General features: G+C 55.9%; 4 protein-coding genes and 4 pseudogenes. 2 read left to right on the forward strand and 6 right to left on the reverse strand.

All coding sequences use genetic code 11. The annotated features are described in order from the left end of the window. A pseudogene (locus tag WS62_RS36175) lies at positions 1-131 on the forward strand (DUF2827 family protein); the annotation flags it as partial. 128 nt (positions 132-259) lie between these two features. On the opposite strand, the gene WS62_RS09835 reads toward WS62_RS36175, so the two are convergent. The 3 genes and pseudogenes from WS62_RS09835 to WS62_RS09845 all read right to left on the reverse strand — a co-directional run bounded on the left by WS62_RS09835 (position 260) and on the right by WS62_RS09845 (position 5261). Next, positions 260-943, reverse strand: coding sequence for a response regulator transcription factor (locus WS62_RS09835; protein ID WP_197422807.1), 684 nt, complete (start codon positions 941-943; stop codon positions 260-262). Positions 944-2868: 1925 nt separating this feature from the next. After that, positions 2869-3069, reverse strand: coding sequence for a hypothetical protein (locus WS62_RS38030; protein ID WP_231748251.1), 201 nt, complete (start codon positions 3067-3069; stop codon positions 2869-2871). A gap of 967 nt (positions 3070-4036) precedes the next feature. Further along, a pseudogene (locus WS62_RS09845) lies at positions 4037-5261 on the reverse strand (trypsin-like serine peptidase). A gap of 418 nt (positions 5262-5679) precedes the next feature. Between WS62_RS09845 and WS62_RS38035 the strand changes: the two are divergent. Beyond that, positions 5680-5895: pseudogene (locus WS62_RS38035) on the forward strand (site-specific DNA-methyltransferase); the annotation flags it as partial. Here the strand turns inward: WS62_RS38035 and WS62_RS36180 are convergent. From WS62_RS36180 to WS62_RS09860, 3 genes and pseudogenes are all read right to left on the reverse strand, one after another. After that, complete coding sequence (locus tag WS62_RS36180; protein ID WP_066570659.1) at positions 5881-6132, reverse strand: hypothetical protein; 252 nt, start codon at positions 6130-6132, stop codon at positions 5881-5883. The pseudogene WS62_RS38035 and the gene WS62_RS36180 sit on opposite strands and share 15 nt — an antisense overlap. A 195-nt stretch (positions 6133-6327) precedes the next feature. Continuing rightward, positions 6328-6705, reverse strand: a pseudogene (locus WS62_RS09855) (integrase); the annotation flags it as partial. Between the two features lie 440 nt (positions 6706-7145). Continuing rightward, the gene (locus WS62_RS09860; protein WP_066570662.1) at positions 7146-10247 is read right to left on the reverse strand and encodes a type I restriction endonuclease subunit R; all 3102 of its coding nucleotides are present in this window, start codon (positions 10245-10247) and stop codon (positions 7146-7148) included. Between the last annotated feature and the right edge of the window lie 209 nt (positions 10248-10456).

The raw sequence follows: 10456 nt of genomic DNA on the forward strand, positions 1-10456 counted from the left end.
CGTTCCGCGAGCACGACGCGAACCTCGACGCGTATCGCGGGCAGTCGCGACAGCTTCTGGATTCGGTCAGCATCTACAACCCGGGTAACGTCGCCGCGTATACGGACGCGATCGCCGCGTTGTATCGTTGAAACCGAGACAGCGACCGAACGGTTGAACGAAGAAGCGAGGATGAAACTCCAATGAGGAAAGGGCAGTACGCAGCGCGTTCGACGTTTTTTAATCACATAAGCCGGCCGGTGCAAGGATCAATGGCAACTTAAATCTTATCGAGCCGGTATCCGATCGTGTAGATAGATTTCAGTACCACTCCGTTTTCGGCGCAGAGAAAAAGCTTATTGCGAACGCGATAGACATGGGTGTCGAGCGAACGGGACATCATATCTCCGGATTTCCCCCATACTAATTTTATAAGGTAGTCACGAGGAACGACGCGACCGAAATTCATGAATAAAATCGACGCGATCTCGAACTCCTTTTGAGTGAGTAAAATTCTATTTCCCTTGAGGTAAATGCATCTTTCTTTGTTGTTGAGTAAGTAGATTCCAATGGATATTGCTTCTTGATATTCATTTCCATAATGTAGCCTTCGAGTGAGTGCGTTTATCCTCGCAATCAATTCGCTTTTGCCGACTGGTTTTACTATGTAATCATCTGCTCCAGCGTTTAATGCCTCTGCGATATTTTGCTCGAACAGTCTATTTGTCAAGAATAAAACTGGTATCTTGTAGCCAATGTTGCGGCGGATCCAATGTAGAACATCCAAGCCCGAGATGATCGGAACGTTCCAGTCGAGGATTACCAGGTCAACCATCGATTTTTCAAGAAATCGAACGGCGCGTGCGCCGTCTTCGACAATGTGTACCTCGTGTGCGTGCTGGCGCAATATAAGAAGAATGAAATCTGCATGGGCAACATCGTCGTCAAGTACCAATATCTTCATAACGCTGATCATTAACCTAGTGGCAGGCTATTCACATTCATTCTTGAAAGTTCTGATGTCGTTCTCTCAATGGCTTTGAGATGTCGCGCCAAAAGTAATCTTAATGTGCGTCATTGCCATGGAAGGAGCCATTGTCGAACTCATGTCTTGATTGCTGGCAACGGTATTGCTAGGTCTTATTTTTAAAATGAGAGCGTCGATGCGACTAAAATTGATGCGCGATAAATCCAGATGTGAATGTGCGAACGCGCGGCGTGATCGTCGAACCATGGAATTTGTAGGATTTTGCATCGGCATGAAGTGGTGGATATCTATCGGGCAACAGTCGGATGTATCTTGCAAATAATAAAATTTCACTGCCTTAATTTGACGGATTGCGGGTGATTTTGCGGTCGATGAGAATGAGATTTCGGTGAATTTTCACTGGCGAGGCGCGATTGGGTTGTTGATGAGCTATTCCTGGCTGAAATAAATATCAATCGTAAAGTATTTTCGGTTGTGACTTTTTGTCCATAGGCGCCCTGGCTCGGCGCTGGGTCAGATTTGAGTTGTGTCTGGGGAAAAATATTTTGCTTTTCGAATTTTTGATTTTTGATTGTGCAAGAAAATGTGCCTTCTTGCGTAAATTCAAATATTTCGGCGCATTCTTTGATTTTTGATATCGTCGATCTGTTTTTTTTTGCTCTTTTTCCGAGTTAACTCTTCTTCGAGCTGAACTTTCTTCAGGAGATGCTTTTCGTAGGACTTCATGATTTGCACCAATCGAAATGAGGGGCTCCCGCATGATTTATAATGCTATGCAATGTGACTTCCTGAATTGTGAACAAATGTCACATTTCTGAATTGGGTGGACGTTCCGTTGGAGACATCAAGTGGGGCGAAGCGGACTGGCGTCGGTTCATCCAGGCTGCTCTGTGCGAAGCTCTGGTCGATGGATGCGGTACAGGGTTTTTCACGCGGTTATTCATTCGCGACACAGGCGCACGGGCGAGGCACGGCGAATACTGGCTAGTCAATCTGTCGCAGCAGCATCGCGCCCAAGATGTGATGAAGCGAGCTCGCTGGCGCCATAGCAATCATTTCATGCGATGTGGGGCACAGGCCCGAACACGCTCGCCCCACAATCCATGGGCTTCTTGCAGGAATTTGATGGCGGGTTTAAGTTCGACGACGTTGCGTGCGCCAAGTCGGATAAGGAGCTTGTTATCCAGCTGGCCACATCATTGATCAGCCAGGCGCCAAGGTGTTCTCGAGGTTATTCGCAGAAACTCCAAGGGCTCACCTGCCACGGCATCGATGTACAAAGACACCCTCGCGACGCTCATTTCAGAACGTGAAGAGATCGTTTGCTCGAAAGACGGAACACCGTGTTATCGAGCGCGATATATGTCTGGCACGGATCTTGAGGACAAGCCGTGCCCCTACCTTAGGAATTCGTCCCGTTTGGTAACAGAATTTCCGGCATGATGAAGATCCGTCTCGCTTTCGTACGAGCGCGCCCAAGCCTCGGCTTCGGTATCGAACTTGCGGTATTGAGGGGGATGTCCCGTATGGATGATTTGGGCGCGCCGGAAGCGTCCGCGTTGAGTGATGCTTGCCACGACGGAGCCTGCAGATGAAATCCCCGCGTCTAGTGTCGAGCCATCGCAAATCTTTGTCAAAGCAACGGGATTGCCCGATTCGCCAGGAATAAAAAGGACCTGGACGAGGTTACGACATTGAATTTTATTCGAAAATATTGGTGGCGAATCGGAAGCTTGAATCCGAACCTGCGGATTGCGATTCCCGGCTTCTGACACTTTGCAAAGCCTTATCACGTAGGGGCTTGGGCGCGTATCTCGTCGAATACACTCGGTCAGTTCGCCGAATGTGTTGCAGTTCAGGCGGGATTCCCGGCGTTTTATTAGACGGCGGTTTGCTGCCGATCAGGCTCGACCGTGCGTCGCCAACGACAGTTCACGTGGATTTCGGTTGCTGTAGCGGAATCCTGCCCACAGGACCTGAATGCGTTCGAGCGGGACGCCGGCGAGCCACAAGCCGGTTGCTCCCGTCGCCTTTATGTCATAAGGCCCGAAGGATTCGAACGGCTGAAGTCCTTGCGCTTCGCGGGCGCGGCTGACCTTCATGATGTAACGATGGAGCGCCGATGTCAGGCCGGAGCACGCGTAGGGTTCGCCATTGCGCGTTCTAAACCAGGTTTTTACCGGGCCATGCATCGGTCCGGTCGCTTCCAGATTGGCGAGAATTGCGTCGATCTCGGGGGGATTGCGATGCCGACGATGGTCCCGGTCTTGCCTGGGTCATTGCGAATCACGCATCGCACAGATCTGTCGGATTCGCGCTTTTGGACGATGTTCAACGGCCCAATGGATGATGGCCTTCGCCGTTATCGAGTTCGATATGTCCAGTCGAGAAGTCCGCGAACCTGAGACGCAGGGATTGCCCATGCGGCGCGATATTCCACGTGCCTGACGTTCCGTTCGCGCTTGGTCTCCTTGTTCCGTTTGACTCCACGGCGCGGGTTCAACTTGACGCTTGCCTTCCCAGTTCGAATGAGCGATGTGAAGCACGTCGACAGGCACGCCTTCTCGCGATTGCCGTGCATGGGCCGACCGTTTTCCGCGCGGAGGCCGAGGTACGCGTCCACATGCTTGGGTTCTACGCTCGCGGAGGGATAAGCGCCCGAAGTACACCTTCAAAGGCTCGACGTCCCGCGTGTAGTCCTCGTGCGTGCGAGGCTTCAGATAGTCGAGAGCACTCGCTTCTCGCAATGCACGGCGAGCTTGCCGAGGAAGTCCGCCTTCGTGCCATCGTCGGGTCCGGGGCGTTGTAGCGGCTGCTCTCCCGTTTCGCTTCGGCAAGGTTGTGGCGCCGAGGCGTTCCCAACGATGCGCACAGCGTACGCTGTGCGCGCATTTTTCATGTCCGTCGATCGATGACGATTCATTCGACCGCCGGGCGGTTCGTCGTGTCAGACTGCTTTTTCTGATTCTGAGCAACTGCGAGGATGCGCCGTGGACAGCGTCTGACCTGCCGTGCCTCATCGGCACGACGAGCGCGACGCCATGCACGGCGCACTCCGTTAGATGGCCGTCAACAAGCTGCCGGCGTGCCGCTGCATACGACATTCACGAGCGTCACGATGTTGCCGCTCGTAAACGGGGATGCGCCTTGCTGTTTCACCGCGGTATCCGTATAGCCCCAGCTCGTCACGCCGACCACGGTGTTGTGTGCGGGCGCGTTGCCGAAAGTCGTGCCGTTGAGCGCCGGCGGCATGCCAAGATTGACAAGCCACGGGCCGCCGCTCGATCCTCCGGTCATCAGCGATCCGATGATCGTGTTGTTCGAGTAGCCGGATGACACGAAACCTTGCGATTCGTTGCGCTCCATATAGACGCCGTTATCCAATGCCACGGGGTAACCGAGTTGGTCGATCAAAGCGAGTCCTGACGGATTGTAGCTATAGCCATTCCATCCATAGCCATACCATCCGGTGCGATTGCCCGCGTACGATCCTCCTTGCGGAACCAGCACGATCACGGCAACGTCGTTTTGGCAGACGACGCCGGAAACGGCGCATGCATCGGTGCCGTCGTAGTAGGACGTCATGATGGTGGCGGATGCCGCGCTCCACACACCATAGGGCGCGGTTCCGTTGCTATAGTCGGGAACGAATACCCAGTTCGAATAGAACTGCCGTTGGCCGAAATTCGCTACGCAATGCGCTGCCGTGACGACAACACCCGGCTTGATGAGGGATGCGGAACACAGATAGGTTGACGAGCCGATGTTGAAAAACAACTTACCGGCTGGACGGAACGGGTAGTAATACTGGGTATTGTCTCCGTATGCGTTTACTTGGCTGGTGGTGTACGGCTGATTAGACGATCCGAACTCTTGCGGTTCGATTCCGCCCTGATTCAAGTTCGCGGGTGCCGCCAGTTGCACCGGCTGCTGCTTGCCGTCTCCAGTGCCGCCTCGCATGAAACCAGGAATGCCGAGAGCCGGCTTGGCGTTGTACATCAGCGAATCCAACATCGTGGGCGGCGCCAGGATCGGTTTCGGCAGCGGTATCGGCAGAGCGTTCTTGAAATCGATCCCGGCAACTTGTAGACCGCGTTCCGGTAAACTGATTTGCGTCACTCCTCCTTGCGTTTTGATGAGCTGTGCAAGAGCGCTGGTCGCGATCAGCGAACTGACCGCGGCAAAGGTGATTTTTTTGATCAAATTATTCATTTGAATCTCCTGGTGCACATTTAGAATGATTTTCCGAGATTCGAAATTTATGCCGAATTTTAAAGTGCCCCTCGGTTTGCATGAAAATTATGCCGGACGAATTAAATGCTATGCGAGGTTGTCGTATGGGGTGGCGATCCCAATGAACTCTCTTTGTTGTTCTTGGATGGTCGAGTTGATGTGGTGACAGGTTATTTTTTAATTTAGTATTTAATATTTTGCGTCGGAGTTGGGTGATATGGTGTTAATTGGAATTGGTTTTTAAGGAGTGGTGGTATTGTGATCGAGGTGACGTATTTTTAATGGAGTCCGCATGAGGCGTGTTTTGTCTTGGTGAAAGGAAGTGTAGATCTACTTTTCATTTTATTTTCGAGATGGGATATTATATTTTTTCATGATGTTTATTATTTTTTGTAATTAGAATTCGATTTGCGTGGCCGCCAAAATTTCCTGCGAGAAATGGTAGTGCCGGCACCCGGCGCTCACGGATGGCGGGCGGGCGGGCGGCCGGCCTGATCCTGCGTGGGATCGCGGTATGGGGCAAGACGTATGGCTGTGTACGGCCGCGACGCGGCGGCATCACGCAGTAAGGCGAATTCTTCGTGTGGGCGAGCCGCGGCGCGCCGCGCGACTGCGACGTATATTCGCCGCGCGTGTTCCCGTTCCGTTTGCCGTTGCCGAAGCGCCATGTCACGGAGAAGTTACTTGACGTGGCGTGAGAGGTCGTGCGGCTCGACGGGCGCTTTCGGGCCTTTCTGGTGGACCTGGGTGATGCGGGACAGCCATCCGAGAAAACCACGGGCGCGGATGCTCTGGGCCGTTCCGAGCGAGAAATCGTCCCCACGAAAAAGGCCAGCACGCAGCGCCGGGAAGGCACCCGCATTCGTGAGCTGAAGATGCACTTTAGGAAGCACTCGCTCGCCACGGTCGCGCCCGGCCTCGTTGATCGGCATCGGGATAATCGTCTAGCTCAGGACAAGGCCAACAACACGGCTCGCCTCGAGTTGGCCCTGCAATGTGGCGGTCAAGGAATAGCACATCGGCCTGATCTTCAACCCCTAGCAAACATCCGAAAACCCAGCGCCGGCGAGGGCAGAAACCGACGCCTGTCTGCCAAGGAGCAGACACAATTGCTCGCCGCAGTCGATTCGCACACCAATTGCGGCGTCGACCGCTGGCGAGAAGGCGGGCAGGTCGAGGGCGGGCGACGCGGCGGCGAACCAGTCGCCAAAGAGCTCTTTGGCGTGGCGCACGTTGTCATCAGACTGGATGTCTCGAACTTGGGTGCCGTCCGGAAACACGATGTCCAGCCGTTTGAGCGATTCGGCGTCGAGGTTGAAGTCTGCGGATTTCGGCTTCTCGGTCGGCGTCGTCATGGCGAGTTCGAGATTGAACGCGAGCGCCAGCAGTCTAGTTTGCCGGAAGTCTTTCGTGCGCAGCGACCGCTTGACCTGCTGGCCGCCGCGAGCGAGCCGGAGGTAATACACGCCGTGGCGCGATTGGAACAGATGGGGCAACTTGTGCATCGGGCGGATGGCTCACCAAGTGGCTCACCGCGCGCCAAACGAAAAAGCCCGCAACTCGTGAGAGTGCGGGCCTTCGCAATGATTTGGTGGCGAATCAGGGACTCGAAAAAGGGACGGATAGTTGTTACCTCCGTAACCTTCCAACTCCTTGATTTGATTGACTTGTTTGTCGCAAGTCGACCGCGTATAAGAAACTATATAGGTGAATTCGTACGGTTTCAAGGGTCAGAATTGCTACGGTTCGGCCGACGGCCGCAGCGACGTGCTTTGGCCCCGTTAGCAACGTTACGACCAGCCTGAACCCTTCGGCACCTGCGGTACTCGCGGAAGTTACTGCTCTCGGCCAAAAGACTTGGCCGATGGCTCATATCCAATGCTTCGCGGCGTTCGAGTGGCTAGCACTGCCTTAGGCGCAAGAACCGTCGGCACATCCCATCCGTTCATGGAACTGGCGTCGGGGACGAGCCCGAGCGCGCCCTTAGCGCCTCGTAGAGTTGTGCAGGGCCAAGCAGAATGTCCTTGAGCCCCTCGCGCACGCGCTCGGAGCCCAATGCTTGTGTGCTCATGGTGTTATGAGCTTCGAGCGCGTCCATGATGGCGTGCAGCAGTGCGTCCTTCAGGTCGGGCGAGTTGGCGAATTGTTCCTTGCTGTTGCTCATCGCCTGCTGGACGAGCGTCTCGTTTTCGAGCAGTTTGCCCTTGAGCACGCCGTTCACATACACGAGCTGGTCGTCGTCGGTCAGGTCCCCTTCAAACAGCCCGTTCACTTTCTCGATGATTTCGTTGAGGTAGACCTTCTGCTTGTCCTGGACCGCACCGCTGCCGACGTCGTCCATCGGCGGAAGCTTCGGGCTCTCACCGACTTTCAGATTCATCGGCTGCCGCCCGACGTTCCGTAGGCTGTGGTGCGTCAGCACGACCTTGGATAGGTCCACTGTGTCGCGTTCGCGGCCAAGCTCGAGCAGTGGGATGAGCAGCTTGTAAAAGAGGAACCGCTTCTCGATATCAGTGTTGCCGTAATCGAAAATCTGAGACAGGAACGCGTATAGGCGCACGAAAGCACCCATGTCGCTCTTGAACAGTATCAGGGCGTCGAGTGTATCTTTGGCCGCCTGCACCGCTTTGTCGTCTTTTTGGGCCTCGGCGGTGGCTTTGTCCTGCTGGGTGGCCTTATAGCGCTTGAGCAGGCGGTCAGCGACCGGCGCGATGGCTGCGTCGAGTTGCTTCTGCGTGCCTTGCGGGTCGGTCTGCACTTTCGCCACGCGGTCGACTTCGAACCCGTCATAGTAGCCGGCGGCGTCGAGCTTGGCACGCAGGTCGTAGACCTTGTGCGGGTCCGTCGCCGCTTCGAGCTCGGCCGTCTCGTAGTAGGTCTTGAACGCCTTCAAAATCTGGCCCGCGTCATTGACGAAGTCAAGTATATAGGTCGTTTCCTTGCCAAGGTGGGCGCGATTGAGGCGCGACAGTGTCTGTACGGCCTGGATGCCGCCCAGCAATTTGTCAACGTACATGCCGCACAGCAAGGGCTGGTCGAAGCCGGTCTGGAATTTGTTAGCCACGAGTAGCAGGTGGTACTGGGGCTCCGCGAACGCCTCGCGGATGTCACGTCCCTTGAGGCCGGGATTCAGCTCCTGGCTGGACTCCGTGACCGGAGCTGGGTAGCTTTCCGGGTCGTTTACTTCCCCCGAGAAGGCCACCAGCACACCCAGTGGATAGCCTCGCTTTTCGATGTAGGCGCGAATCGCCTTTTGCCACCGTACGGCTTCCTTGCGACTGCCGACCACGACCATGGCTTTGGCTTTCCCACTTAGGAGCGGCTGGACGTTTTCCCGGTAGTGCTCGACGACAATCTGCACCTTCTGCGCGATGTTGAAGGGGTGCAGGCGCACCCATTGCATGATGCCCTTCATCGCGGCACTGCGCTCGACCTGCTTCTCGTCGTATTCCTGTCCGTCATGGGCGAGCTTGTACGTCGTATAGTTCTTGAGCACGTCGAGGATGAAGCCTTCCTCGATGGCTTGGCGCATCGAATATACGTGAAACGGCTGCGGTAGCCTATCGGCGCCAAGGCGGCCGAAGAGCTCAAGCGTCTTCTGCTTAGGCGTCGCGGTGAACGCCACGTAGGTTAGGTCCTTGACGCCGGCACGCGCTTCCATTTGCGCGGCGAGCAACGCTTCAGTATCGATTTCCCCACCGTCCTGCAGGTCCGCCCATTCCTCGGCCGACAGAAGCTGCTTGAGCTTGGACGCCGACTCTCCGGTCTGCGAGCTGTGTGCCTCGTCGGCGATGACCGCGAAGCGCTTGCCTTCGGTGGTCGCGAGTTCCTGTACCTCACGCAGGGCGAAGGGGAACGTCTGGATGGTACAGACGATGATTTTCTTGCCATCCTTGAGTGCTTCGCTCAATTGTCCGCTCTTGCTGCCGTGCTCGTTCGTGATACTCGCCACGACGCCCGACGTGCGCTGGAAATCGAAGATGGCTTCTTGCAGCTGTGCATCGAGCACCGTGCGGTCGGACACGACAAGGACGCTGTCGAATATCTTCTGGTGCTCGGCGTCGTGCAGGTCGGCGAGGAAGTGCGCGGTCCAGGCAATCGAATTGGTCTTGCCAGAGCCCGCCGAGTGCTGAATTAGGTAGCGCTGCCCCGCGCCTTTCTCCAGCACGTCGGCGACAAGCTTGCGGGTTGCGTCGAGCTGGTGATAACGCGGGAAGATGACCGTTTTGGGTTGCTTCTTCTCATCGCGTTTGGCAATCATGTACCGGTGGAGGATGTCGAGCCAGCTCTCTCGAGCCCATACATCTTCCCACAGGTAGGCTGTGGCGTAGCCATCGGGGTTCGGCGCATTGCCGGCTGCGCCGTCGTTGCCGCGATTGAACGGCAGAAAGACGGTCGCTGGGCCCGCGAGCTGTGTGGTCATCATGACGTCGCTCTGACTGACGGCGAAGTGCACCAGTGCGCCGCCTGGGAAGCTGAGCAGGGGCTCGGCCAGACCGCTCTTGGGGTGCGGGTGGCGGTCGAATCGGTATTGGTCGACGGCGTCCTGCACGCTCTGTGTGAAATTCGATTTCAGCTCGGCCGTGGCGATGGGAATGCCATTGACGAATAAAACCAGGTCGAGTGCATCTTGCGGATTGTTTGGCGAATGCCGCACCTGGCGTACTACACGAAGCAAGTTGGCGGCGTAGTGCTGCTGGATAGTCGGGTTGAGTGCGAGCGCCGGCTTAAACTGCACCAACGAGAGCGGCTCCTTCAGGCCCAGCATTTCGACGCCGCGCCGGAGCACATCGAGCGTACCGCGTTCGTTGAGGTTCTTGCGTACGCGCTCGGCCAACCGGTCGACCAAAGCGGGGCCGTGGGTCTTCGAAAGGCGCTGCCAGGTTTCAGGCTGACTCACCTCGACCCATGCGAGGAGGTCGGGCATAAAGAGAGCGTTGGTGCGGTCGTACTGTGTCGCATCGCCATCGGCGTACAGCCAACCATTGCCCGCCAAGGATTGGCAGATTTCTTCTTCGAAGTGGTGTTCCTGGTGCAGGTCGGACATGATTCCCCGTTGTGCATTCGATTTCGTTCTATGCAGGTAGCGCCGGCCGGTTGCTCAGTTTTCCGCGTAACTGCGCTCCAGCTGTCGATGGCGGTCAAAATCCGCGCTTTTCCGGCGGCGTCACGTAACGGCGGCATGACACAAGTTTCAAAATCGACGTTGCAGGAGCGACGAACCTGTCGGAAGCGGGATATTGACGCGGGGCGCGA

Origin of the sequence: Burkholderia sp. ABCPW 14, assembly GCF_001523835.1 — a bacterium.
GTDB lineage: Bacteria > Pseudomonadota > Gammaproteobacteria > Burkholderiales > Burkholderiaceae > Burkholderia > Burkholderia mayonis.

Coding starts and splice junctions, on each gene's coding strand:
- WS62_RS09835 (WP_197422807.1), bottom strand. CDS start 943: ATGAAGATATTGGTACTTGACGACGATGTTGCCCATGCAGATTTCATT.
- WS62_RS38030 (WP_231748251.1), bottom strand. CDS start 3,069: ATGAAGGTCAGCCGCGCCCGCGAAGCGCAAGGACTTCAGCCGTTCGAA.
- WS62_RS36180 (WP_066570659.1), bottom strand. CDS start 6,132: ATGCCGATCAACGAGGCCGGGCGCGACCGTGGCGAGCGAGTGCTTCCT.
- WS62_RS09860 (WP_066570662.1), bottom strand. CDS start 10,247: ATGTCCGACCTGCACCAGGAACACCACTTCGAAGAAGAAATCTGCCAA.